This window comes from Schlesneria sphaerica, from assembly GCF_044336245.1.
GTDB lineage: Bacteria > Planctomycetota > Planctomycetia > Planctomycetales > Planctomycetaceae > Schlesneria > Schlesneria sphaerica.
The window spans coordinates 6,680,242-6,705,913 of sequence record NZ_CP172346.1 but is presented as its reverse complement, the minus strand read 5'-3'; the positions used below and the strand labels follow the sequence as shown (position 1 = coordinate 6,705,913).

The following is a 25,672-nucleotide window of genomic DNA, read 5'->3' as shown; positions in this document are numbered from 1 at the left end:
ATGACCGTCGTAAGGACATTGGGCGGAAGTGTTTTTAGAGTAGGCCTTTGAACTTCAGTTTGCAACCCGTTGCTAAGCGTGATCGATGACTCAGAAGAAGCCGGCATCCCAGAGGAAAAAACCATCAGCGACCACCGCGACACCAGATAGCCCCGTCAGGAAACGAGTCGGAATTGGGCTGATTGTGATTGCGCTGCTCGCAGCCGGATTCTTCCTCACTCCTGTGTTGATCGTTGCCCGCGCCAGGACGCTGCTCGCCAGGCGAGAACCCCAACCAGCCCTGGCTTGGCTGGACCGAGCCCGGTGGTTTGGAACTTACCATGGGGAAATCGAGTTTCTCCGCGCCCGCGCTTACCGCAGACTGGGTGACCTCGATCGATTTCGTAATTCCATGCAGGCTGCGCTGGAGCAAGGCTATCCTGCCAGGCTGCTCGAACGCGAACAGGTCCTGATGCTGGCTCAAGTTGGACGTTTAAGAGAAGTCGAGGCAAAGCTGCCCGACATTCTCGTCAACGCTAACGAAGATTCCGGTGAGGTTTGCGAAGCATACGTCGGCGGACTGCTGCTGAATTTTCAGCAGGAACGGGCGTTGGCCGTGATCGATTCCTGGTCGAAGGATTATCCGTATGACCCCCAGCCCGAGCTGATACGTGCGCAGGTCCTCCAGAATGCAGGAAGATTCAAAGAGGCAGACGCTGCTTACCTTCAGGCGATGAAACGGGCTCCACACTCGTCCGAAATCAAGATGAGACGTGCTCTCGCCCTTTTGGCGGACAGGAAGATCGAACCGGCCAGGGCGCTGCTGCAGACGCTACTGACGGATACTCAATACCACGACCGTGCCAGCCTCCAAATTGCCCATTGTGAGCGTGTCCTCGGCAACCACGCCCAGAGCCAGGCGGCGCTCGATCAAATCACCGACCCGGGGAAACTCCCTGACGAAGATCTGAAGCTGGAACAGGGACTACTGGCTCTCGATCAGGGCAACTTCCAGATCGCAGTGGAATGCCTCGAACAAGTCAAAAAATTGCAGCCGAGATCTCTCGAAGTGGGCCATGCACTGGCTCGAGCTCTGCGGGGTGCCGGTCGAATCGATGAGGCGACCAGCGAGGCGCATCGCGTTGTGGAATCGGAAGCTCAACTCAGCAGGGTCGACAAACTCCAGGTCGAAGTCGCCGGTGATCCCGCTAACCTGGAGTTGAGACTCGATATCGGGAAAACGCTGTTGAAGTATGGAGACCCCAAGCGAGGTGTCTCCTGGCTGCAGTCGGTCCTGAACCTTGATCCCGGAAATCGGGACGCCAACCTCGCACTGGGGGACTATTACCAGTCGCTTGATCCCCCGTCCGCAGAGAATCACAAGCTCGCTAACGTCTATCTGGAACGTGCGAGACAACCGAGCAAAAGCCCGACGGATTCCCCAGCAGACAAGTCAGAAAACGAAAAACTCCTCTCGCGGTAACCACAAGAGGAGTCGAGAAGTACCAGAGTAGCCCGTCAGCAAACTGTTGTCGGCTAAGTTTTCAGTGCCAGAACAAGTTATCTACGGTTAGTCGTCCGTCAAATCGAACGTGAAATCGTTCTTTTCACCCGGAACCACAGTTCGCTTGAGCCCTGATTTTGAGGCGTCTGCGTATTTGGCAGGAATCAGTTTTCCTGTGTTTCCGGCGCCGGGTGGTTGCAGCTTCTTTCCCTTTGAGCTCTGCTGGGCCTGCTGCATCTGTGCCAGGTAGTCCGTCGGGGAGGCATTGGCAGGCATAGCACTGCCGGGCTCTGGCAACGTCACGATGGTAATAACGTGCTCTCCAGGGACTGCTCCGTCGTTGGAATTGATTGTCGTGAGCTTAAACTTTCCGCTCGCGTCGCAGACTCCCACTGCCGTTCGCGGCGTTTTATCTGTTGCGAAAGTAACGACAGCACCTTTCACCGGCTGCCCCTTATAGTTCACGGTTCCCGAGACAGGAACAACTTTCAGGGTGGAGCCCCCGCCGCCACACCCGATAATGGCGATTACTGCGAACAGAGCACAACGAGACAGCATCGAAACCTCCGAGTCACAAACAAAGCGAGAAAACCATAAGAGGACATTATCTCTTGCATGACAGATGTCTGCTGTCGCAAGGGTTCAGACGGAAGCACAAGAGGCGCGTCGTTCGACGCGCCCCTTGGCAGTTCAGCACTTTGAATCAGGCGGTCATCTTTAGCCAAGAGGCTAAGAGAAGGCCTGAACCACACGGACCACTAGAAGGAAACGGTGTTACCATCACGTCGATCACCCATTCGCTGATAGGTGCCGTAATCGATGTTTTCGCTAAGGAACTGGACCGATCCGTCGCAGAACAGGAAGTGAGCGCCGCCTGTGTGCTGTGACTTGAATCCCTGTGACGTGTTCCAGGTATCGGCCCGGTGGCAGTTATCTGCTCGCGGAGGCGACTGTGGACAGGTTGGGAAGTTGATCGGAGCCGTCGTAGCGGTCCAGATCGAGTTGTTGTGGAACCAGCCGTTGTTTTGATGGTCAGCACACTCGGGACGAATTTCCCCCATCAGAATCGTGTTGCTGGTACCGTCGGTGACGTCCCGCATGCGGGCGGCCCAGATTCCGCGGCTGAACATTCCGGAGATTTCAGCAGGATTCCAAGTGTTTGAGTGACCGGCTGGTCCGGTACCGAAGTAACCACCCGCATTTGTGCCACCGCGAGCGGCGTGCTGTGGGTCTACCAGGGGACCGTGTGGTGGATACAAGCCAGGGCAGCCAGTTCCGCCGTTGACGTCCATTCGCTGTGCACCGAGCGATGGAGCATAGTTCGTCTTCGCACGGCCCGTGGTGTCGGGTGAAGTCGACGTCGGGCAAATGAAGGCGGGGATGATGATGTCGTAAATTGGCTTACCATTTACGACAATCGTTTCTGCGTTGGGAATAAAGAAATTGATCTGGTTGTACAATGGCGCTTGATCGATGAAAGGGAGAATCATCGTCAGTTCTGTACCATGCTGAGTGGCGGTCCACTCGGGCGTCAGCGCTGGGTATCCCCACTGCAGACTGTTGTTAGGAAAGCGGTTATGGGTGTCATGGTAATTGTGCATTGCCAAGCCCAGTTGCTTGACGTTGTTCTTGCACTGTGTTCGACGAGCTGCTTCGCGTGCCTGTTGAACTGCAGGCAGCAGCAATGCGATCAGAACTGCAATGATGGCAATCACCACCAGCAATTCGATCAAAGTAAACCCCTGATTCCGAATTCGGCGCAGCATAGAACGATCTCCGAGAAATGTGAGAACGACGCAACGAAAACGTGGCTCGCAAGAAACGAGTCAACGACAAATCAGAAGGGAAGAGAGAGAATTTGAGATTTCATCGAGTCAATTGAAATTGATGGAACTTTTTTACCTAGTTCGTTATGAATTCGCAACACAAAAATTTCATGAATCTTTAATCTGAACAGTAGGCTCTTCAAAATCTTACACGATCTGGGTGATCAATAATGCGTTTTGACAAGCAATCTGTTCTGCCCCTGCTTGCGACCTTATGCGTCATTTTCCTGTCGAGCTGCCAACAAAATTCTGAAATTCCGGAAGCCCCTCTCAGCCAGTCTGAACCAACGCCCGCAAGTCTTTCGGCACCGATCACTTTCGTCGAAAAACCGGATTTCTTTGCGAAGCCGTTCTCTTACGATAATGGAGAAAACAGCGAGTATTTCGCGATTATCGAAGCGATTGGGGGAGGTCTGGCGACCTTGGACTATGACCGGGACGGGATGTTCGACCTGATCATCGCTGGCGGAGGCGAATTGCTTCCCGAAAATCAGATCAAGCCCAAACCGACAGGGTTCTACCGTAACATCGGAAACTGGAAGGGGGTTGATTTAACACATCTCTTTCCGCCCGCTGCCTTTTTCTCACACGGTGCCTACGCCGCTGATTTTGACAACGATGGATTTTGCGACGTGATCATCACGGGCTACGGTGGAGTTCAACTTTTGCACAACACGGGCGATGGCCACTTTCAGGATGTGACTCGCCAGAGTGAACTCATCGACGATTCCTGGAGTACTGCGGCAGCCTGGGGAGACTTTAACGGGGATGGAGTTCTGGACCTTTACGTCGCCCATTACGCAAACTGGTCCTTCGAGAATAATCCCGTTTGCCTGGAACGCCCCTCTAATCTTCGCGACACATGCGCCCCGCGTAACTTTGTATCACTCGATGACTCGGCATTCCTCGGGACAGGGGATGGGCGGTTCAGGTCTGCCCATTCCGATTTGGGCTTTTCACCCGGAGGAAAGGGGTTGGGCGTCCTGTCAATCGATCTCGATGGAGATCTTGATCTGGACCTGTACGTCGCAAATGACGGAGAACCGAATTTCGTCTACCAGAACAACGGAGGCACCTTCAGCGATGTCTCGATCGTGAGCGGTGCAGATCGAAATGAACGAGGTCTGCCTGATGGCAGTATGGGCTTGGAAGGGAATGATTTTAACGGAGATATGCTGCCTGATCTCTGGGTCACCAATTTCGAGAAAGAGTCCATGGCCTTGTATCGGGCAATGCCGGGAAGCTACTTCCAGCATGTAAGCCAGCCCTTAGGAATCACAGGGATTGGATCCGAATACGTGGGCTGGGGAATTTGCCTGCGGGACTTCGATGGTGACGGGGATGAAGACGTCTGTATTGCCACGGGCCACGCCAACCGCCACTCCCCCACATCTCCCCGTTTTCAGGTCCCCATTCTGCTCGAAAACCAGGACGGACGGCTCTTCTCGAGCGTCGCCGCGAAGGCGGGCTCCTATTTCACGACGGGGCATCTTGGCCGAGGTCTGTCTGCCTGCGATCTGGACAACGACGGACGGATTGACCTTGCGGTCTCGCAAATCCTGGCTCCCACCGTCGTCCTCGAAAACACAACTCCCCATACTTCTCGTTGGATCGGACTGCAACTTGTCGGTCGCACCACATCCCGGGACCCGATCGGAACACGGATTGTGCTGCGGTATGATTCGGCCCGCCAGACCCGATTTATCACCAGCGGTGCCAGCTACCTCTCAACATCTGACTCGCGTGTCCTGTTTCATGTCCCCGAGGCAGCAGAGAACGTTTCCATCGAGATTACCTGGCCGTCAGGTCAGGTGCAGATTTTGTCTTCTCCACAGTTCAGTCAATATTCCGTCATCGTCGAGCCCCCCAGCGATGAGGTCGCTGCCTTGGAAAAACGGGGGTAAGACATATCACGCTCAGGTCGAATCTCACGCGTTCGTTCCCGCCGGAACTTGCAGGCCTGAATGGGAAGCTCAACCGCAGCCACGTCGTGGCAGCATTGCAGACATCGTCCTTTGGATAGGTGGGCCTAACACCTCGTTAGAGAGATGAATTAAGTTCCAGGTCCGGGCCTCTGTTCAGGCAACCTGCCAACGGACTTTCAACAGGAAACCAGCACATGAATCACGATGCCTGTTCACGCCGTTCGTTCGCCGCCATGACGGCCGGAGCATTCCTGTCAACGGCCGCATCGTTACGAGGCCAGGAAAGTGCTGCTACCGATGCCGCCAAAGCCAACGCGTCACCTGCGGGGCCGCGAGAAGCTCCCTTCGAACGAGACTACGAAGCACCTGCATTTCAGCCCAAGTGGAAAAATCCCCAGATCAACCGCTTACTCATTCAGGACTTCGTGATGTTCGCACACACGGACATTGAGATGGTCAAACGATTGCTGGAGAAAGAGCCGGGGCTGGTCCTTTCGACCATCAATTGGGGAGCGAACGACTGGGAAAGTGGACTCGGCGCAGCATCACACTGCGGTCGACACGACATCGTAGAACTTCTGTTGGAGCGGGGAGCCCGTCCAGACATTTTCTGCTCGGCCATGCTGGGGCAAGTGGATATCGTCAGGACACTGCTCACGTTCCAGCCCAGGCTGATCGATGTCAAAGGACCGCACGGCTTTTCGCTGCACTTCCATGCACAAGTGGGGGGCGAGCGGTCCGCGAACGTGCTGGACTATCTCCAGTCCATCCGGTACGTCGAACTGAAGCCGAATCCGTTCCTGAAAATGAACGAAGAAGCAAAAAAGAAAGCGGAGCCGGAAAAAGGGGAGGGTCTCAAGGATCCCGCAAACGCCCCGTGAGGCCACACACACTCTCTCTCGCTCTCTTGGTTTCACACACCACGCGAAAAATCATCAGGTGGGGTCGGGTGTTGCGGCGGCATAGGCCTTTGCGGTGTCGTAGAAATCGAAATATTCCACGATCTTGCCATCTCGAAAGCGGAAGAAGTCTGCCTTTGGCGACTCAGCCGACTTCCCCGTCAATTTACTTTTGAACGAGCAGCGTCCCAGCATGACGACACGGTCGCCCTGCTCGATGAATTCGTCAGCATGGAAGTAGAGCATCTCCCAGGTGGCACGTAATTCGTTGAAGTAGTTCTTTGCCTGCTCCTTCCCCGTGAGCGCTTTAGTAAACTCCATTCCCGCGTTCCCATCCGACAACGAGGTCATCCTGACATCGTCACACATCAGATCCAGCCATTGCTGGACAGATTCCCCACGCGAATCATTCCATTCTCGATACGCGACTTGAAGTTTTTTCAAATTGGGCGAAGCGTCTGGTGCTGGCATCAGTTTCCCTCCGGATCCTTGTGAACGACACGCAACAAACTGAACCGACCCGTAATCATGCACTTCATCTGTCCCGGAAGTAAATCCGGAGGGCACAAATGTTCCCTTCCCGAGAGATCGGAGGCGGAACGAGGTGAGTGACCCGGACGACCTTCCCGTCACGGTCAACCACAATTTCAAGTCGCGAGAACCGATGAGGCAGCCGAATCAACAGGCAATCAGGTAATCGGCTTGGTCTAGACGCATTTTCCCACTTCGACGATTATCCCGACCAGCCGAACCTCACAGGAGTTACTGATGTCCACTGCAGCCGCTACGACCGCCGTTCCGAATCGACTCGTGGTCACACTGTGCACGTACAATGAGCGAGAAAATATCGCCAAGCTTGTTCCGCAAGTGCTGGAGCAGCTTCCCGACGCACATGTGCTCGTCGTTGACGACAGCTCGCCTGACGGAACTGCCGATGTGGTACGGCAGATGATGGCACAAGATCACCGCATCAAGTTGCTGCTCAGAACGGCCAAAGAGGGACTCGGCGCGGCCACCATTGCCGGATTTCAGTGGGCCATCGATCACAACTACGAATTTGTCCTGAACATGGATGCCGATTTCAGCCATCATCCGCGCTACCTTCCTGCTTTGAATGGAAGCATGGAAGTCGCTGATATCGGAATTGGCTCCCGGTATGTACCCGGAGGGAGCATCTCGGGATGGAGTCTCACTCGACACTTCATGAGTCAGTCGATCAACTGGTACTCGCACATCCTGCTTGGGCTGAAGGCTAAAGACTGCAGCGGCGCATTCCGCTGCTACCGCGTCAGCAAATTACAGGAACTGGACTTCGGCAAAATCCGTTCGAAGGGCTACGCCTTCCAGGAAGAATTCCTCTATCGCTGCACTCGAATTGGCTGCCGCATCGTCGAAACCCCCATCCGCTTCGAAGACCGTATCGTTGGACAATCCAAGATCAACATCCCGGAAATCATCCGCTCGCTTCGCGACCTGTTCCTGCTGGGACTGGAAGGGATCCGCGAAACTCCGGTGACGCACGACGAACCGGCACAGCAGACATTTCCCGCAACGGTGAAGTTTCAGCGCGAGGAGTGCAGCAATTCAGCGATGCCGATGCCCAGGCAATCCAGCCGTGCCGCTTAAGCACCGTCGTGGAGTTCATTCCCAAGAACGGGCTCGCAAATACCCTCTTCACAGTCAGTCCCAGCAGAATCATCTGCAGGACAGCGGACACCATCTCGCCAGGTGATCCGCGTGGATCCGTTCACCCCGGCAAATTGTCCGGGGAAATACCCCCACCTGACGGGCCAATTCCGGTAGAGTGAATTCGATTCACGTGCGGATTGATCACATCGACAACGCCAAGCGGCGGGTATTGACCTGGGGCGGGGATATGCTGAAAAAGCGACTTGGACGGACCGGACTGGAAGTCAGTCAGCTCGGTTACGGAAGCATGGGACTTCGCGGTCCTCGGACGTGGGGGGTGCGAGTCGTCAGTGACGAAGCGGCCGATCGTTTTCTGAATCTGGTTCTCGATTCGGGGATCAACTTCATCGACACGGCTCCGGACTACGGCATCACGGAACAGCGAATCGGGCAGTTTATCGGTCAGCGACGCTCCGAATATTTTCTGGCCACAAAATGTGGTTGTGCACCCATCCAGCATGCTGACCATCTGGAGACCAGGCATACCTGGAGTCAGGATGTCATCACCAGAAATCTCGAAAGCAGCCTGCATCAACTTCAAACCGATCATCTCGACATTCTGCAATTCCACGGTGGAGATGCGGACAGCTTGCAGCGAAACGGCCTGATCGACCTGCTGCTGAACTTCAAATCGCAGGGGCTGATCCGGTTCATGGGTGTTTCAAGCAGTCTGCCCGAGTTGCCGGGCATGATTGCACTCAACGTCTTTGACACATTCCAGATTCCGTACTCCTGCCTGGCCCCAGAGCACCATGATCTGATTACTCAGGCGGCGGAGACGGGAGCGGGAATCATCGTCCGGGGCGGGATCGCTCAAGGGGGGCCCGACGCCGAGATTCAGCGTCCCGCACTCAATGATGTCTGGACGCGTGCCCGGCTCGATGAGGTTCTGCCGTCAGGGATGAAACGGGCAGAGCTTGTGTTGCGGTATACACTCACTCATCCCTGCTGCCATACCACGATCGTCGGGACGTGCAACCCGCAACACTTGTCTGAGAACATCGCCGCGGCTTCCACCGGTCCGTTGCCGCAGGACCTGTATGCGGAAGTCAGCAACCGTGTCGCCAGCCTTTCGCGCGACGTCTGAGAGGACGATCTATTCATCAGTCCAGGTATTCAGTCTCCAGCGAACGTGCAAATGAAATGCGACAATCGTGGCGATCAGAATGGCCAGATTTGAAGTGAAAGCAACTTCAGTGGGAAGGGCCATCCAGAAACTCACGATCATAAAAATCAAACCGATGAAAAGAATCATCAAACCGGGTCCGGTCCACCAGCACTGGGAATAGAGCTGACCGATCACCGAAGATTGCATCAAGAGCGCACCCGATGGGAGTGCGATGGCCAACACCATGACCATCACCCATGGCCTGTCGACGGCCCCGGCCCCCACAGCGCAGACGAGGGGAATGAACAGGCCGTCGAACTCCCAGACTGCTGTGCGGAATTTCTCGACGATCACTTGCATGGGGTCCGAGGGAAGCAGCATGAGGCTGTTCCACGTCTGATGTCGAAACTCTGCCGTGACCAGGGCATCGAAACGGACGGTGATCGCCAGTATGACCAGGCAGATCGCGGCGATTCCCAGAACCAGAGCCTCTCCCTTCGCAATCCCCAACACGACACCAATCAAGATCAAAAAAGCCACCACTCGCCAGCAGGATCGGGAAAACTGTCCCCCTCCCAGGATGTACTGGTCCTTCCATCGCAATGGACGATCAGTGCAACGAGGTCGCAAAAAGTGAGGGGTTGAGTTTATGAGATCGACTCGCGACTTGTGCTCCGCAGTCGGATTCCCCTCAGTGGTGACCCGAAACCTTTTCTGCATGGTCAGCACTGCCCGCCAGATGCAGATCGAACCTGTCATCAGATGCAGCCAGTAAGAGATGTCTAAGCACGAGAACGTGCCGGGAAAAATGAGAGTTCGAGTCACGGCAACGATCGGTGTCAGATTGATCATCGCGACCATGCCCTGGTGCCAATCGAGAAAGCCCATCACGGCCCCGGCAAATCCGAACAGAAAATTGTACAGAATCCCCCATGCCAGCGTTGCGACTGCGGCCGCTCTGTCCGGATTGCCTTTTGGCTTTGAGGAAACGCTGGAGATCAGCGCAAATCCCGACATCAACACCGTCAGCAGAAACAGCCAGCTCACTGCCGCAAATGCGATCCCAGTATCCAATGGCCCCATCGTCAGTACGAAGCCCCATAACGGGACCAGCAGCAGCAGCGACAGCAGAATCGTCAACCAGCGACAGAAGGATTTGCAGAAAATCAACGTGACCGGATCGATCCCCGTCAGCTTCACTAAGTCATTCAGTTCGTCAGAAACTTCCCAGCAGACCGCTCCGGAAACATGACGGATGCTCCCCAGTACAAGACTGAATGCGGAAACTCCCCACAGGGCCCGCTGTAGATGGATTCCTAATCCAGGATACCAGGTTGCCGCCATCAGCTTGAGCACGACTCCGGCAAGGAAGACCGGAGTGAGCAATACGAAAAAGTTCCAGCCCCGCACGGCTTCACGCTGAAGACACCAATACAGGAACACCTCGGTTCGCAATCGTTCAGAGATCGAATCCATTCGCCCGTAGAGATGATCCGGACAGATCGATTCTGAATCATCCATCAGAACTTCTCCTGCCCGGGACGGGAATCTGCACGAGCTATTTGCGGCGTTGCAGGGGATTCAACCGTCGCAGGTCCAGCGGTGAAAACTTGACAGGTTCAAGCGACGGAACAGCGGGTGAAGGGACATCGTAGTCCGCTTCCAACTCGACCGCCACAATCCGCAGATCGTCCAGCAGAATTTCCCCCAATCCCTGCAGTGCGATGGTCACTGACATGTCCTGAGATTCGGGGACCGGGCGTATCAATTCAAATTGCCGCCAGTCTTGTGCGGCCTTGAGCCTCACCGCGCCGGATTTTCCCAGCAGGCTGTCGTAGATGAGAGCCCCTTCAATGCTCCCCACGATCGTCGCGGGAATTTTGACCCAGCCTGTGATCTTCACGAACTGACCTTTGTGAACCGTAACACTGGGGGAAACGACGGTTACCGGAGCACTCGAAATGACACTGGGAACTGGTCCGCCCGGTAGCGGGCTCGCCGCGAGTCTCAAACTGAAATCACCCTGTCTGGCGACGTGATGCAGTTCGGCGATGGACTGGACGGTCTCAAGCATCGATTGCTCATGCTTCCAATGCTCTCCGATCAGAGTTTTGATGTCTTCGAACTCACCGGACGGAAGCAGATTCTCTTCCGAGTCCAGCGAGCCGAGCTGACCGATCCGTCTCATCAGACTCCAGTGCTCGGGCAGTGACTGAAACGATACGGCCCACGGGCTCGAAGTGACATTCGGCATCGACTGAATGGCGTACTCCCAGTGGTTTCTCTGCAAGAGACGAGCAAACTGGAGTGCTTCCGATGCGTGCTGCTGTGCTTCAAAGTAGTTACCCGCCTGCATTGCAGACTCGGCTTTGTCCAGTTGCTGCCTCGCATCAGAAATCAGTTGCGGCGCTTCCGGTCGACCAACCCCCATTCCCTGAAGGGTCTGGTCGATTTCGAGAACGCGGGCCATTTTCAACTTCGCCAGTTCGACACAGAGGTAGGCGCTTCGATCTTGAATGCTGGCGATCTGTTCGTTCAGTTCCGCGACGAGTTGCTGGTCCGACGTCAGCAGGATCGCGGCTGTCTGATCCAACCGTGGAAGACTGATCTTCACACCTCCTGCGGCCGGTTCGCGATTGAGATTTCTGAGGCGACCGGTCGTCGTGATCTCCCACGCCGCTGCTGTCTCCCCCCCACCGGGAACGATGATCGACATATTCCGTGCGGCGAGTGGCCCAGGCACAAACTGGCTGTTTTCTTCGAGCCACATTGGCAACAGCAGAGCCCCCCGGTCCGATCCGATCATTGCCGCCTTAAGTTCACGTGATTGGTTCGCAGCCAGGATCTTCGCATTCCTCGCCCGACTTGCCGGACTGGCAGGGGGAGTAACAGGCCGAATTCCCCGGACGCCGATACTGTACTGCTGGCGTGGGGTATCGATGGCGAATGTGACCAGTTCGGGCTTACCACCCGATGCAATCCAGGGCTCGAAGAGTTGGAGTTCGAGATTCAGTTGCGACAGAGCCAGCAGTCGCTCGCGTGCAGCCGGCGAGTCCTCGTCTAACGGAGTCGTCGTCCAGAAACCCAGTCCACGGCAACCCGCCCCCAAAGCGGCGTAGACCTGTAGCCGGATCTGTTCAGGCTCCAGCATCGGTCGCGTCCGCACGCCTCGAGCCAGATCGCTGACCTGAGGTGCCGGTTCCGTTTGAATCCAGGTAAAGCAGAATGAATCAGGCCACGCCTGCTCGCGTCGTTGAATCATCCAGTCACGATAGTCGGCCAGCGAGCAGATGCTGTGAATGACATGTCGACTGACTCCCAACATGTCAACGTGCCGGGATACGAGCCGCTCGTTCTCGATCACATCCGCCGCAATGGGTCGCCGAACGCCCCGATCGGCGTCGCGGATTTGGTTGGTCCAGCTCGTCAGCTTGGGAGGACCATCCAGTTTCATGCGTGCTCCCAGCATCCAGAAAAGAACCGAAGACGTGTTCGTGCCGAATGGAAGCAGGCTGGCATCTTCAGAATCCAGTGCCTCACCGTCGGCCCCCTTTGCATAGGGAGGTGCCGCAGTGACCCACAGCCCTTGCCGACGAAGTTGTCCGGTGACGACAGAATCTTCAAAGTCAGGTACCCAGACAACATTGGCGCCGGCATCGGCGAGGACTTCGGGGCGCTCGTTCTGGTAGGTGATCATCCGGGGAAAGAACGGGCGATCCTCGACTGAAAGTCGGTGCAGTCGAAACTGAACAGGAATTCGCGCCGCGGCGACCGCCGGCCGCGGATTGTCGGTTGACTTCCCGGCCTGCTGAATCGATTCCGGGTCCGTTGCCTTGAGTGTTTTTTCGTAAGCGACAAACGGCCTTACCGACAAATCATCCAGAGCAACGTCAGTGGGACCGGGTGGAAGCTGCCCCCCCAGAATCACCTGGTCGACGTACATCTCTCGCGGGTCACGGGTGATCTGTTTGAGCGCCCGCTTCAGTTGCAGTTGTTCTCGGACAGCCCGTTCCTTCGTCTGGCATTTCAATTGTTGCCACTGCCCCGGAGTCCGGTACTGGTCCCCGACAATAATGAGCGTGCACGGCGCGTTGGTCTCAGGATCGATAAACTCGGGCAGGATGACTTTCAATGCGAGTGAAAATCCTTCCCGATCCGATTTCACCCACACCGCCACCTCAAGCTCATCCAGTACAGTGGCGGGAGGTAATGGATGTTCAATCCGAACGGGCGTATTCTCTTTGAGGGAATTAACGCGAATGACTTCTGCGCCCCCCTCGCGACCCGCCCCGCGTCGGCGCTGGTGGATCGCAAGACTTGCATCCTGTGCGCGCAGCCGCACCTGCCACGAATTTTCCGGCCCTTCAAATTCGGCCGTAAAATCCCCTGCATTAAGAGTTGTTCGTGGAAGAAACCACAACGCCAACAGCACGACGATGAATGTCAATTTTGGCATGAATGGACTCGTCCCTGAGTACAAACTGGTCGGCTTCAAAGTCGCTTCGTTTCTGCAATGCAATTCGAGAGCGAATCTGACGGCATAACTCGTATAACCGATCAGATCCCCACTCCGGTGCGGTGCGACCGCACCATCTGGGCAAATTCAATGATACACTCGCTTGTCGGCAATCCTTTTCGAACGAGTTAAGTCGATAATCCTAATGGACTTCCCAAGAATCGCCTAGGTGAATTGTGACGGGACGGAACAATCGGCCACAGATGCCGCAAAACTGTGACGCCGACCAGTTTTTTGATTGTGAACGCTCCGGTCTGCAGAACACAATCGGATCACGAAGGCATGAGCCAGAGTACTGTACAAATTACGGCGAGAAGGAATCATTCGTGAGCCCAAGTAATCGACGGTTCAACATCCCAACTCCACAGGACGACGATGTCGTGCCTGAGGAGTTGTCAGAACTTGGACAATTGATTGACACGCTCTCGCCGACCCGGCCTCCGGAACTGGAAGTCGCCTTCCAACGCGTTCTGAACACGGCTCTCCGCCGCAATCAGACTCTGGAACGCGTACAGGAAGCCCTCTCACAACTGCGAGTCGATATCAAATATTTGATGTTTGATCTCGAGATTACTCGCCGCGAGCGGGACGAACTGCGTCAACGGATGGAAGGCTAATCCTGCGGGTTAGTTACTTTGAAACTCTTTCCTGTCCGGCAAGTGTCCGCGGAACCCTTTCCTGTTGGAACAGGTCGTCCGTGCCGGCCGATGGTGGGTATCAACGCAGGGGTCCCATCGGCATTCCCTCCGAATGATGGATGTCCATAACTGGATTTTCGGGCCTGATGGCACTGCTTCCGGGTCGTCCGCGAAGTGACGTTTTTCTCGTTATTGGCGCGGGACAAAGCTCTGCGCCACTGAGCACAGTCCTTCAGTGGCAGCCAATTGTGATTCCTTGACGATGCCCTACAGGTGAGGCTGGTCACCGTTCGTCTCTGGGACCGACGCCATCGGTCTCTGCACTTTGGCGCGCCGACGCTGAAGAACAAAGTCGTTTAAGGCGTCTTTCAAACTTTCCGGCTCCACAGGTTTTACGAAATGCCGGTGGAATCCCGCACCTTCTGTTTTTCGCCGGTCGTCGTCCTGTCCGTAGCCACTAAGGGCAATCAGATAGACATCCGACAAATTCGGCTCGGCTCGCAATGCATTCGCGAGTGAATATCCATCGATTGCGCCTGGAAGTCCCAGATCCGAGATGACGACCTCGGGCAATACCGACAATGCCAGCGCCAATCCCTCAGGGCCGTCATGTGCAACGCACACATCGTGGCCCATCAGGGTCAGCAGCATTTTGAGTGTGATGGCGGCATCGCGATTGTCTTCTACCAGCAGAATTCGTAACCGGCATTCTTCGTCCTGCGAGCTGTCACTCGCCAGCTTTTCAAGCTTTCCGATCGAATCTGGTTCGAGTGGAATCCGGAGCGTGAATTTGGAGCCTTTACCAACTCCGTCGCTCTCCGCCACAACCGACCCGGAATGAAGCTCCACCAGGCCTTTAACCAGTGCAAGGCCCAGTCCGAGGCCACCTTTGTCACGATCCAGCTTCTGGTCTGCCTGGGAAAAGGGCTCGAAAAGATTCTGAAGTACGGCCTCGTCCAGTCCCACCCCGGTGTCTCGAACGAAAATGACGGCCTGCGATGTCTGCACATCAGGCCAGGCAGAGATTTCGACTAACCCGCCACGCGGCGTAAATTTGGCCGCGTTGTGCAGCAGATTACCGAAGATCTGCGCAATTCGAATTGGATCGCCGGAAGCCCACATCGGGGCTGCTGCCACATTCAGCTTCAGGGTGACCCCCGCGTCCGCCAGTGTCTGTCGGTAGTCTTCTGTGGTTTGTCGCACGATTGCGCCCACGTCGCACCGCTCGATCCGCAGGGCAATTTTCCCCCGCGCAATTCTTGCCACATCCAGCAGATCATCCACCAGACGGACCATGTGCGTTACCTGGCGGAAGATGATCTCTCGCGTCTGAGCGATCTCGACTTCTGTCACGCCCGGAAGTCTCAGGATTTCGACCGCATTCCTGACCGGTGCAAGCGGGTTGCGCAATTCGTGCGCCAGCATAGCCAGAAAGTCGTCTTTCCTTTGGTCGGCGTCACGCAGCGCCTGCGCGTACATCAGGCTTTCTTTTAACAGCCGCTTGATCTCTTCCGACGCGGTTTTGAGTTCATCCCGTTGATGAGCGACTTCCTGACGCTGTTTGAAGAGCTCAAAAAACACCTCGGCCTTGCTTTTGATCACATCGGCTTCGATCGGCTTTTGAAGGAAATCGACCGCTCCCGCCTCGTACCCGCGAAAACGCCGATTCCAGTCCGAAGCCCCCGCCGTCAGGAAAATGATCGGAACACGCCGAGTCCGTTCGCTTCCTCGCATGAGCTCCGCCAGTTCAAATCCATCCATTCCCGGCATCTGAACATCGACGATAGCTAGCGCGACCTCCTTCTGAAGCAAATACTCAAGCGCTTCGACACCCGATCGGGCTTTCAGCAGAACCAGTCCCTCACGCCGTAACAGTGCTTCGAGCGCGAAGAGATTCTCTTCCAGATCGTCCACAAGTAGAAAATAAACAGGTTCAACTGCGCTAGTCATCGCTGCAACACGGCCTCCATCAGGTAAGTTGCAATCTGTTGGAGGGTAAGGGCCCGAGCGTGAGTGCACGCATCGAGTGCTGACTGTGGCATTTCTCGAGCGTATGCCGTATCGGGTGATTGGACCAGAACAGTACCTCCGGCATCTTCAATGGCTTTCAATCCTCGCGCCCCATCGCGGTTGGCTCCTGTTAAGATGACCCCAATCAGGTTCCGTCCGTAAACATCAGCGGCCGATTCGAACAGCACATCGATCGAGGGACGTGAGAAATACTCTGGTGCCTCGTTTGATAGCGAGAGGCGACTGTTGTCTTCCACCAGCAGATGGTAATCGGGGGGTGCGAGATAAACAGTACCACCCACGAGTGGCTCTTTGTCCTCGGCCTCGCAGACCCTGATCAGACACTTGTGGCTCAGGCATTCGGCGATCGAGCTTTTCATATCGGGATGCAGGTGCACGACACAGAGAATCGGCACTGAAAACGTCGACGGGAGGGGGGGCAACAGCGTCGAAAGGGCCTCTAAAGCCCCCGCAGACGCACCGATCACAACGGCAGCGACCTGTTGGCGAGATTCCACCTTCATGGCAGGGGTCAGCCCATTCACGGCGTCCCTCGTTTCTGAAAAATACGATCTTCGCGAGAGAATTCGGTAAATGAGTCTGCATAACGCGTGAAGCGCAAACTCTCTTTCGAACCTAATCCAAGAAATCCTTTGCGGACAAGCGAATCGACAAACAGCCCGATCGTTCGGTTCTGATTCTCCAAATCGAAATAAATCAATACATTACGGCACGAGACAAAATGAACTTCTGCAAATGCAGAGTCAGACACCAGGCTATGATCCGCGAAGACCGTTCGCATCCGTAAAGTCTTATCAAAAATGGCGCCGCGATAATTCGCTGTGTAATAGTCGGATAACGAGGATTTCCCACCGGACCGCTGATGATTTTCGGTAAACTTGGCGATCCGATCGAGCGAATACACCCCCGCTTCCGCCTGTTTCAAGGCGTTCGGGTTTATATCGGTCGCGTAGAAGATCGTTCTGTCTTCCAAGTCTTCCTCGCGGAACAAAATTGCTAATGAATACAGCTCTTCCCCTGTACTGCATCCGGCAACCCACACCTTCAGCGAGGGATACGTCTTCAGGTGGGGCACCACGAGTTCTCTCAACGCTTTGTAGTAGGATGGATCTCGGAACAGCTCGCTCACCTGCACGGTGAGATAGGACAAAAGTGCCGGTAAAACAGACTCGTCATGCAGAACGCGATCCTGCAGTTGAGAGATCGTCTTGCACTCAAAATGCTCTTTCGCCTGTTTCATTCTCCGTTTCACAGAGGCCATCGAGTAGCCCCGGAAATCGTAGTGGTACTTCCTGAAGACCGCTTCCAGAAGCAGCCGCACTTCAATGTCCTCAGTTTTTCCGGTCACGACACACCCTCGTCGGTTACCTACCACCGCATCCAGACACGAACAAGCGACAGCAGTTTCTCCACATCAAGCGGCTTCGACATATAGTCGTTGGCCCCTGCGGCCAGGCACCGCTCCTGGTCGTCTGCCATCGCCTTCGCAGTCAACATGATCACGGGTAGCTTTTTCCACTTTGGATTCTGACGAATTTGCGTCGTTGCGGTAATCCCATCCATTTCGGGCATCATGACATCCATCAGGACCAGGTCGATCGATTTGGAAGGATCCTGGTCACACCGTTTGAGGACATCAAGTGCTTCCCGACCGTTGCGGGCAATCTCGAGAATCGCGCCACGCGGTTCCAGGATACTCGTCAATGCGAAGACGTTTCTCACATCGTCTTCCACAATCAAGATCCGGTGTCCTTCAATCGAGGCGTCTCGACTTCGGGCTTTCTCCAGCATTCGCTGATGTTCAGCGGGAAGTTCCGCCACGACCTGATGCAGGAACAAAGTGACCTCGTCAAGCAGCCGTTCGGGGGACTTGGCTCCCTTGATGATGATTGATTTCGAGTACTTGCGCAGTTTCTGTTCGTCTTCAAACGAGATGTCTTCGCCCGTGTAAACGATCACAGGGGGAAACGAGTAAGCATCATGACGACTCAGTGTCTCCAGCAACGAGTACCCGGTTGCATCCGGAAGAGTGAGATCGAGGACCATGCAGTCGAACGTTGATTCCTTGAGTTGCTCAAGACATTCCGCCGCGCTACGGGCACCGACAGTCTCGACATCCTGAGTACCCAGCAACTTCCTGAGACTCTCCAGCTGCACCGCGTCATCTTCGACAACAAGAATGCGACGCAATCGCTGAGCCAGCCGTTCCTCTAACTGGCGAAGGGCACTGGTGAGATCTTCACGCTTGACCGGTTTGAGCATGAAGCCGACAGCCCCCAGTGACATGGCTGTTGTTTCATAGTCATTCCCCGACACCACGTGGACCGGAATATGGCGAGTCCGAGCATCATGCTTGAGCCGGTCGAGTACCGAAAGCCCCGACTGGTCTGGAAGCCCGACGTCGAGCAGCACCGCACTCGGCAGATACTGCCGCGCCATCGCCAGCCCCTCCTCTGCCGTCGTGGCAATGAGACACTGGAAATGCAACTCTCTGGCCAGATCGTAGAGGATCCGAGAAAAGTGCTCGTCGTCCTCTACAACCAGGATCACACGACTGTCGCCATTCAGACTTCGCCGGTCATCATCCACACGACGGTAGCTGGGGGGAACGGGGCTCGAAATCGGCGTGAAATGTTCCACGCTTGCGGATGCGGGTCCCTCGTCGATTTCATCAATGGCCTCGACCGGATCGTGAGACGTGCTGCGCGGAGGACGCGCGGGGATCTGGCTGGGATCGTAAACTTCCGGAAGTACGATCACAAAAGTACTCCCCACGCTTGGTTCACTCGTCAATTCAATCTCACCACCAAGCCGCCGCGTTAACTCTCGTGAAATGGAAAGTCCCAGACCGGTCCCCCCATACTTACGGTTAACTTTACCATCGGCCTGCTGGAACGCTTCGAACACCAGACGCTGCTGGCGAAGGGGAATGCCAATACCCGTATCCCTGACAGTGAAGGCGATTCGATTGCCGGGAAGAGGACTGGCTTCGCACGCAACCTCCCCCTTTTCAGTAAACTTCATGGCATTTGAAAGCAGGTTTTTCAGAACCTGCTCTAACCGTTGTCGATCGGTCACCATGGTGGCGGGACACCCCGGCAGAAGTCGCTGCACGAACTTCAGTCCCTTCTGATCTGCCACCGGCTGAAAGGTCCGCTCCAGATCGTCCATCAATTGCTGGATTGAGAAGGTGTCGGGATGCATCTCCATGTGCCCCGACTCGATCTTCGACAGATCGAGAATGTCATTGATCAGCGTCAGCAGGTCGTTACCGGCAGCCTGGATGGTCGTGGCGTATCGAACCTGTTCGCTTGTCAGATTCCCGGACTCATTGTCTGCCAGAAGTTTGGAAAGGATCAGCGATGAATTCAGCGGCGTCCGCAGTTCGTGCGACATGTTCGCCAGGAAATCTGACTTATACTGACTGGCCTGTTCCAGTTCCTTGGCACGCTCTTCGAGCGAGGCCTTTGTCCGAACAAGGTCATCTCGCTGAACCTCGAGTAACTGAGCCTGATCTTCCAGTTGAGTATTCGTCTGTTCCAGTTCTGCCTGCTGCTGTTCCAGTCGGGTCTGTGACTCTTTCAGCGCACGACTTTGTTCTTCAAGTTCTTCATTGGAAACCCGCAATTCTTCACCTTGAACCTGCATCTCCTCGGCCTGCCGCTGCGTCTCTTCGAGCAGATTCTGCAGCCGGATGCGGTCGTTGGCAGTGCGGACCGCAATTCCGATCGAGCCCGCTTCCCGTTCCAGCAGTTCGACCAGCGATTCGTCGATGGGTTCGAGAAACCCCAGCTCGATAATCCCATTCACTCTGTTGTCCTCTTTGACAGGGACGATCAGCAGTTGGCGGGGTTGAGCACTTCCTAACGACGAGCCTGCAGACAGATATCCCTCCGGAACGTCCCGCAAAAGGATCCTATTCCCGTTCTTAACGGCCTGGCCCAATAACCCGTCAGAGGGACCAAACTCTTCAGGAATCGTGGCAGAGCTGGGCACGCCGTAGGTCGCTACCTTTCGAAAAAGATGCCCGTCCTTCGCATAGAACGCGCCCGCCTGAGCGTCCATGTACTCCGCCAGAAATGTCAGAATATTTTCCCCCAGTTGTTGCAGTCGGGATTCGGCGACCATCACCACACTCAGTCCGATCTGCCCCGCCTGTAACCACTCCTGACGCTGCCGCATCAATAAACTCTTCCTGACCAGATATGTCAGGATCGCAGACACGATGACGCCAAAGATGCAGGTGATGAAACCGCTGGTAATGGCTCTGGAATAAGACCGATCCATCGCCGCCAGGCGTTCCTGCCTTCTTTGTCGCTCGACCGACCTCATTTCTGTGATCTCGGTCCGAACGGCATCCATCGCCGCTTTTCCCCGGTCCGTAGCGACCACGTCCCGAGCAGGTTCAAATCCACCCTGCCGACGCAGAGCAATGGTTTCTGCAAGTTCCTCGAGCTTGTCAGTGATCCCCGCTTCGAGAAACGTAATTCGCGCTCGCTGTTCTGAGCTGTGACTCATCATTCGATCCAGGTCGACGAGTCTAGATCGAATCCGCACCACGGCGACCGTGTACGGTTCCAGATATCTTTCGTCCCCCGTAATCACGAAACCTCGCTGCCCCGTTTCCGCATCGGCGGACAATGCAAGAAGATCCGTCAACCCCATCAGAAGCTCGTGCGTATCAGCAATCTGCCGTGCGTTACGACTGAGCGCCAATGTATTCGTGTACGAGATGACCCCACTGAAGATGAATAGAATGAGAGCGGCGACCATCCCGAGAATGACAAAAGTCTCAGATCGAAGAGTCAGCGACGTGGGCGAAATGCGGCTTTTCTTCATCAAGCGAGTTCACATTCTGTGGTCGGCAAAAAACAGGGAGAGGAAACAGTACAACGATCACCGGTTATCAGACAACCTGGTCAAGAATAGACCACAGTGACGCCCGATCGTCCCAATCGACCAGTGAGCCACTTAACCTATACACTCGATAGTCCGCCATCGGAGCCAGCCGCGACGCGAGGCACTCTGCATTTTTTATACCAAAGATCATGGCTATCAGGAGTACCAAGAGAACACCTTGGAGCCAGATTTCCAAACAGTGAGACGGACCAACAAAATTCTCCTCAAGCGTGCGACTTCGCAACCCACGCTGAACTCGGCGCGAGCAGACGTGACATGGAATCTTGCTGGCGCAAATTCGTGGTGGTCCACGCGACGTCTCCGCACATGCGTTCCAGGCAGCAGGGCGGTGCAACCACCTTTGTCCATCTGCACTGAAGTCAAGCATTGGTTTCGCTGCTTCCCGCTGGCTCCGGTCAGAGAAGCAGCCATCTCAAGCCAGTTCCGTCTTCTCAAATATCAAAGTCGGTCCGGCAGCGACCCAACTGTCTTGTCGAGGCTGTTGCGTTCTACCTCTGCATCTGCCGCTACAGGATTTAACCACCTGAAATCGATCGCTAGAATGCCCTGCACGAAAAGCCCTAAGCTGAAAGTCAGTTCATGAATCCGCATCCCCCTCAAGAACTCCTCGAACAAACCCACTCTTTCCCCGGACGATTCGTTTTTAAAGCGATTGGACGTCCAGCAGATGATTTTGCGTCCCGCGTCGTCGCCGTTGTACGGCTGACTCTGGAACTCGATTTCGATCCTCCTTATGAACTGAAGGAGACCGCCGCGGGACGACATGTCTCGGTGACCGTCGAACCCCAAGTTGAAACATCGCAACAAGTGATCGAGATCTACAGCGCCATTCGAAATCTCGATGGCCTGGTCATGCTGTTGTAACCTGCGCCGATGCACGTTGCGGTAGATCTCCGAACAATCAGACTGCACCTTTGGAGCATTGCTTCAGGCGTGCGCGCAGAGGTCTGGTGCGGTGGCTTTCACCATCATCGCCGGCCCCACGATCGGGCGATACGGTGTCAAAGGTGACGCGGTGAAGGTGACGTGGTGAGGATAAGTCACCCCGGACCAGTTTGAGCGAGCGAGGCGCAATCCGCAGAGTTGGACGTGCACCTTCGCGTTAGCGAGTCTTCAGACACTGCAGCAGCAGGGCTTCGAATTGGTTCCAGTCGAAATCCGGCTGGTCCAGAATGACTTCCAGTCGGCTGTCTCGGCGATAGGGAATTGACTCGTACGTCAGTTCCCCACCGACGCGATTGTAGAGAATCCATTCACTCCCCACGTTGAATACGCCCTTCAACCGGTGAACATCGAGGCTGCCGCTGAAGAGTTCGAACAGGCTGATCTGACGGAACGTGTCCAGCGGTGAAAAGATCCAGCCGCATGCCGCACGATCGCTCAGTCGGCTCTCTTTTCGTACGGGATGCCCGGGGATCAGCATCGAAATCAGCGGACGATCACTAACCCGAACTGTCTCACTCGCGCTGGTTGCGGTCACCTCAGGTTTAGGGCGCGCAGGATGAGCATCCGGAAACAACGCGGTCCGCTCCGGAGAGATATCCGTATCCAGCAGCGATCGATCGATCCGCCCCCCAGTCGTCGTCAAAACCTGAGCCTTGGGCGGAAACATCCCATTCAAAAACGTGAGGAACTCACGAAGTCGATCAGGGGAGGTGCGATCCAGTTTGTTCACGACGACGACGTCCGCCATGTGAAGCTGATCCTGAAAGACGTTCACATTCGTGACGGCGGGATTGGCATAGTCAGCCGGATCCGCGAGACAGATTGTGGCTCGCAGATCAACGATCCCGCGGAACCAGGGTCCACGCAGAGTGTCGAGAACCTTCGCAGGATGCCCCAGTCCGGTGGGTTCAATCACAACGCGATCAGGATTCGTCTGACGTATCAGTTCCATTAAAGAGAACTCGATCGGCGAATCAGACGAGCAGCAAAAGCACCCGCCGGCAATCTCAGTGACGGCAACGTTGTCCGAACCCGCCGATTCAATCAATGCCCCGTCGATACCGACTTCACCAAACTCATTGACCAGAACGGCCCAACGCTCTCCCGCAGGCTTCTGACTGATCAGGTGTCGGATCGCGCTCGTCTTTCCCACCCCCAGAAAGCCCGTGATCAGGTTTGTCGGAATCCGCTTTCGGTCGGTCATAAACATCGGCAATCGCAATGAGAAGAAATTATTGAGGTTTCTCACCAACATACAGGGTGGCAATGCCAAACGTTAGTGGCGTGAACGTCACCTTGGTCAGCCCGCACGACTCCAGTTTGTCTGCCAGTTCCTTTCCGTAAGGGAACTCAGAAACCGACGCAGGCAGATACTCATACGCCGACTGCTTGTTTTTTGCGAAAAGCTGGCCAATCCGCGGCAAAACGTGTTTGAAGTAGTTGCGGTATACGAAGTTGAACATCGGGTTCGTCGGCATCGAGAATTCCAGGATGGCAACCCGTCCACCCGGTTGGCAAACGCGGGTCATTTCCCGAATCCCCACTTCCGTGTTCGTCACATTTCTGAGACCGAACGCCACCGAAACAATTTGAAACTGATTATCTTCGAATGGAAGCTGCTGTGTGTCGGCTTCGCGGAACGTCAAACTCGCCGCTCCTTCCGCGATCTGCTTTCCAAACTGGCGATCCCGTTTCCCTTCCGCGATCTTCAGCATTTCCGGAGTAAAGTCCGTTGCCATCACCGGTATTTTCCCTCGACCGGCTTTCCAGTAAGCCAGAGCCAGGTCGCCCGTTCCCGTGCAGACATCCAGAATCGGCGCGGTCCCGGAAGGGGCCACCTTACGGATCGTCTGAGCACGCCAGTAGTAATCCACGCCTCCGGAAAGCACGTGATTCATGAGGTCGTATCGGCCCGAAATCTCGCCAAACATCTGACGGACGCGGGCTTCCGATTTATCAACAGTCGCAGACATATTTTACTTCAGCTGGTAGTGTAATTTTTCAATTGCAATGTCGCGGACATGGCGGAACGGCTCTCCCATCCAAAGGAGAGTGCCCACATCAATTACAAACCTGGCCAGACCTGTCCTCAGTGGGACCCAAACGCCTGATCTTAAGTTTGCAGTCAATGTGACAGCATCAATCCGCCAATCCATATTCGGCCCAACGCTCCGTAACGCGAGCCATCATTTCGTCCGAAGCCTGCAGCGTCTCGGGCCACGGTCGCTCTGACTCTCTCGAACTCTTGCGAGTCGCATCGATTCCGACCCGACTGGCAAGCGACTCCGTCAGTGGAGTGTAGTCATCATCTCGCGCCAAACCATCTGAGAAGAGAAAATCTCGACTCGGACACGTATTTGTTCCCACTGTAAACCAGACGGCCGCCTCGTTCTGGACGTCAACGTCTTCGTCGACAATGACAATCATCTTGGTCTGCCCCAGTTCTTCGAGTCCCCACAGGGAATGAAGGATCCGCCGTGCCTGGAATTCAACCGTCTTGCGAATGCGGACAAACAGGATGTTTCGGCCCGCCGCTGAAAATGGCTGGTGCAGATCCATCACTTCCGGCAACAGGCGTTTGACCATCGAGAGCTGAATTCGCTCGCGAGCAGCGGTGATCCAGCTCTCTTCGCTCGGGGGCAATCCGACCACCGTCGCGGGAAACACAGGATTGGCGCGATGCGTAATCGCGGTCAGTTGGATCAGCGGCAGTTCTCGAGAAACGTACGAACCATTTCCCCGGGCGACGGTTCGCGCTCGGGACGTCCTTGAATTCGCCGCGTCAATGTACCCTTCGAGGATAAATTCGGATCCTGCCGGAACTTCGATTTCATTCGTCCGGCAGCGAACCAGTTCCAAACTGGCGCCGCGAAGTTGTCCGACAAACCCGCGCACATCCCCAACCCAGGGAAGTCCCGTTGCCACGCAGAGCAGGGGGTCGCCTCCCAAACTGATCGAGACCGGAAGATTTTGTCCAGAGCTGATGGCGGCGTGGATAATGTCTCGCTGAACCGGATGTTCGTCATACCAGCCCAGTTCACTTTGTCCTGCCACAACGAGCGGCGACTGGAAAAGATGGAGCTTGCGTGTTTGCGGGTGAACCACGGCCAGCTGCCCTGACGTAATGACAGGATCCAGTTCCCCTTTCCAGTTTCGGGGTACGGGCAGATCCCACAGGTTTACGTCACGCCCGACACGGACCACCTGCTGGCACGCAGCAGTCTTGACCAGCTTCGGCGCAAATTGTCCCATGGATCCCCGCGACGGGACGAGCTTGAGCGAGTCGAGCCAGCTTGCCGGCTGAGCCAGTTCCAGGCGTCGTTCGACCTCGCCGCAAACCTCGGTCAGGTCCGATACCCCCAGACACAGGCAGATTCGTCGACGACTTCCCAGCAGGTTTGTCACGACAGGAATCGTGCTATTCTTTACATTCTCGAAGAACAGGGCCGGACCGCTGGGAGTCGCCTTTGTCGCGCGATCGGTGATCGCAGCAATTTCGATGGAGGAATCGACCAACGCAGAGACGCGGACAAGCTCATTGTTGTCCTGCAGCAATGCGAGGAAATCGGCCAAAGAGGCATGCGACATAATCGTCCAACATCTTCAGGAATGGCAACATTCCCTTCCAGGGTCGTTCACGATCCGGCTCAAGGTCGTCACGATCAGCGAGCCAGGATTCTGATACAGTCAAT

19 protein-coding genes are annotated in these 25,672 nt (G+C 55.5%); 7 read left to right on the top strand and 12 right to left on the bottom strand.

The genetic code is table 11. From position 1 onward, the window contains the following. Positions 1–85 precede the first annotated feature (85 nt). Complete coding sequence (locus ACGY09_RS24105) at positions 86–1,462, top strand: tetratricopeptide repeat protein (RefSeq protein WP_397569755.1); 1,377 nt, start codon at positions 86–88, stop codon at positions 1,460–1,462. An 87-nt stretch (positions 1,463–1,549) separates the two neighbouring features. Here the strand turns inward: ACGY09_RS24105 and ACGY09_RS24100 are convergent, their stop codons facing one another. Then, a complete protein-coding gene (locus ACGY09_RS24100) occupies positions 1,550–2,041 on the bottom strand; it encodes a hypothetical protein (RefSeq protein WP_373652423.1) in 492 nt (163 codons plus the stop codon). A gap of 200 nt (positions 2,042–2,241) precedes the next feature. After that, positions 2,242–3,249, bottom strand: a complete 1,008-nt coding sequence (locus ACGY09_RS24095) for a DUF1559 domain-containing protein (protein ID WP_373652424.1) — start codon at positions 3,247–3,249, stop codon at positions 2,242–2,244. Between the two features lie 230 nt (positions 3,250–3,479). Here ACGY09_RS24095 and ACGY09_RS24090 point away from each other — a divergent pair, with 230 nt between their 5' ends. Further along, positions 3,480–5,213: a CRTAC1 family protein gene (locus ACGY09_RS24090; protein ID WP_397569754.1), complete on the top strand. Its 1,734-nt coding sequence runs from the start codon at positions 3,480–3,482 to the stop codon at positions 5,211–5,213. Between the two features lie 215 nt (positions 5,214–5,428). After that, complete coding sequence (locus tag ACGY09_RS24085) at positions 5,429–6,115, top strand: ankyrin repeat domain-containing protein (protein WP_373652426.1); 687 nt, start codon at positions 5,429–5,431, stop codon at positions 6,113–6,115. A 54-nt stretch (positions 6,116–6,169) separates the two neighbouring features. On the opposite strand, the gene ACGY09_RS24080 is transcribed toward ACGY09_RS24085, so the two are convergent. Next, the gene (locus tag ACGY09_RS24080; RefSeq protein ID WP_397569753.1) at positions 6,170–6,604 is read right to left on the bottom strand and encodes a nuclear transport factor 2 family protein; all 435 of its coding nucleotides are present in this window, start codon (positions 6,602–6,604) and stop codon (positions 6,170–6,172) included. A gap of 297 nt (positions 6,605–6,901) precedes the next feature. Between ACGY09_RS24080 and ACGY09_RS24075 the strand changes: the two genes are divergently transcribed. Both ACGY09_RS24075 and ACGY09_RS24070 read left to right on the top strand, forming a co-directional pair. After that, positions 6,902–7,759 (top strand): polyprenol monophosphomannose synthase, encoded by an 858-nt coding sequence (locus tag ACGY09_RS24075; protein WP_397569752.1) that lies wholly within the window; start codon positions 6,902–6,904, stop codon positions 7,757–7,759. 193 nt (positions 7,760–7,952) lie between these two features. After that, positions 7,953–8,909: an aldo/keto reductase gene (locus tag ACGY09_RS24070; protein WP_397569751.1), complete on the top strand. Its 957-nt coding sequence runs from the start codon at positions 7,953–7,955 to the stop codon at positions 8,907–8,909. 9 nt (positions 8,910–8,918) lie between these two features. Here the strand turns inward: ACGY09_RS24070 and ACGY09_RS24065 are convergent, their stop codons facing one another. Together ACGY09_RS24065 and ACGY09_RS24060 are read right to left on the bottom strand one after the other, a co-directional pair. Continuing rightward, entirely contained in the window at positions 8,919–10,451 is a 1,533-nt protein-coding gene (locus ACGY09_RS24065) for a hypothetical protein (protein WP_397569750.1), read from the bottom strand. A 37-nt stretch (positions 10,452–10,488) separates the two neighbouring features. After that, positions 10,489–13,386 carry a DUF4398 domain-containing protein gene (locus ACGY09_RS24060; protein ID WP_397569749.1) on the bottom strand — a complete coding sequence of 966 codons (2,898 nt, stop codon included), beginning with the start codon at positions 13,384–13,386 and terminating at the stop codon, positions 10,489–10,491. Positions 13,387–13,772: 386 nt separating this feature from the next. On the opposite strand from ACGY09_RS24060, the gene ACGY09_RS24055 reads away from it, so the two are divergent. Then, positions 13,773–14,063 carry a transcriptional regulator gene (locus ACGY09_RS24055; protein WP_373652432.1) on the top strand — a complete coding sequence of 97 codons (291 nt, stop codon included), beginning with the start codon at positions 13,773–13,775 and terminating at the stop codon, positions 14,061–14,063. Between the two features lie 288 nt (positions 14,064–14,351). On the opposite strand, the gene ACGY09_RS24050 is transcribed toward ACGY09_RS24055, so the two are convergent. Genes ACGY09_RS24050 through ACGY09_RS24035 form a run of 4 tightly spaced genes read right to left on the bottom strand, consistent with a single transcriptional unit; the run spans position 14,352 to position 20,954 of the window. Next, positions 14,352–16,034 carry a response regulator gene (locus ACGY09_RS24050; RefSeq protein ID WP_397569748.1) on the bottom strand — a complete coding sequence of 561 codons (1,683 nt, stop codon included), beginning with the start codon at positions 16,032–16,034 and terminating at the stop codon, positions 14,352–14,354. Then, a complete protein-coding gene (locus ACGY09_RS24045; RefSeq protein ID WP_397571905.1) occupies positions 16,031–16,618 on the bottom strand; it encodes a chemotaxis protein CheB in 588 nt (195 codons plus the stop codon). Before ACGY09_RS24045 ends, ACGY09_RS24050 begins: the two co-directional genes overlap by 4 nt. A 17-nt stretch (positions 16,619–16,635) precedes the next feature. Next, positions 16,636–17,463 (bottom strand): CheR family methyltransferase, encoded by an 828-nt coding sequence (locus tag ACGY09_RS24040; RefSeq protein WP_397569747.1) that lies wholly within the window; start codon positions 17,461–17,463, stop codon positions 16,636–16,638. A 20-nt stretch (positions 17,464–17,483) separates the two neighbouring features. Continuing rightward, positions 17,484–20,954, bottom strand: coding sequence for a response regulator (locus ACGY09_RS24035; protein WP_397569746.1), 3,471 nt, complete (start codon positions 20,952–20,954; stop codon positions 17,484–17,486). Positions 20,955–21,614: 660 nt separating this feature from the next. Here ACGY09_RS24035 and ACGY09_RS24030 point away from each other — a divergent pair. Beyond that, positions 21,615–21,899 carry a YbeD family protein gene (locus ACGY09_RS24030; RefSeq protein WP_397569745.1) on the top strand — a complete coding sequence of 95 codons (285 nt, stop codon included), beginning with the start codon at positions 21,615–21,617 and terminating at the stop codon, positions 21,897–21,899. A 238-nt stretch (positions 21,900–22,137) separates the two neighbouring features. On the opposite strand, the gene ACGY09_RS24025 is transcribed toward ACGY09_RS24030, so the two are convergent. The 3 genes from ACGY09_RS24025 to ACGY09_RS24015 all read right to left on the bottom strand — a co-directional run bounded on the left by ACGY09_RS24025 (position 22,138) and on the right by ACGY09_RS24015 (position 25,568). Beyond that, positions 22,138–23,190 (bottom strand): CobW family GTP-binding protein, encoded by a 1,053-nt coding sequence (locus ACGY09_RS24025; RefSeq protein ID WP_397569744.1) that lies wholly within the window; start codon positions 23,188–23,190, stop codon positions 22,138–22,140. A gap of 22 nt (positions 23,191–23,212) precedes the next feature. Further along, positions 23,213–23,953 carry a bifunctional demethylmenaquinone methyltransferase/2-methoxy-6-polyprenyl-1,4-benzoquinol methylase UbiE gene (gene ubiE, locus ACGY09_RS24020; RefSeq protein WP_373652439.1) on the bottom strand — a complete coding sequence of 247 codons (741 nt, stop codon included), beginning with the start codon at positions 23,951–23,953 and terminating at the stop codon, positions 23,213–23,215. A 166-nt stretch (positions 23,954–24,119) separates the two neighbouring features. Further along, on the bottom strand, positions 24,120–25,568 hold the full coding sequence (locus tag ACGY09_RS24015; RefSeq protein WP_397569743.1) for a UbiD family decarboxylase: 1,449 nt from the start codon (positions 25,566–25,568) through the stop codon (positions 24,120–24,122). Between the last annotated feature and the right edge of the window lie 104 nt (positions 25,569–25,672).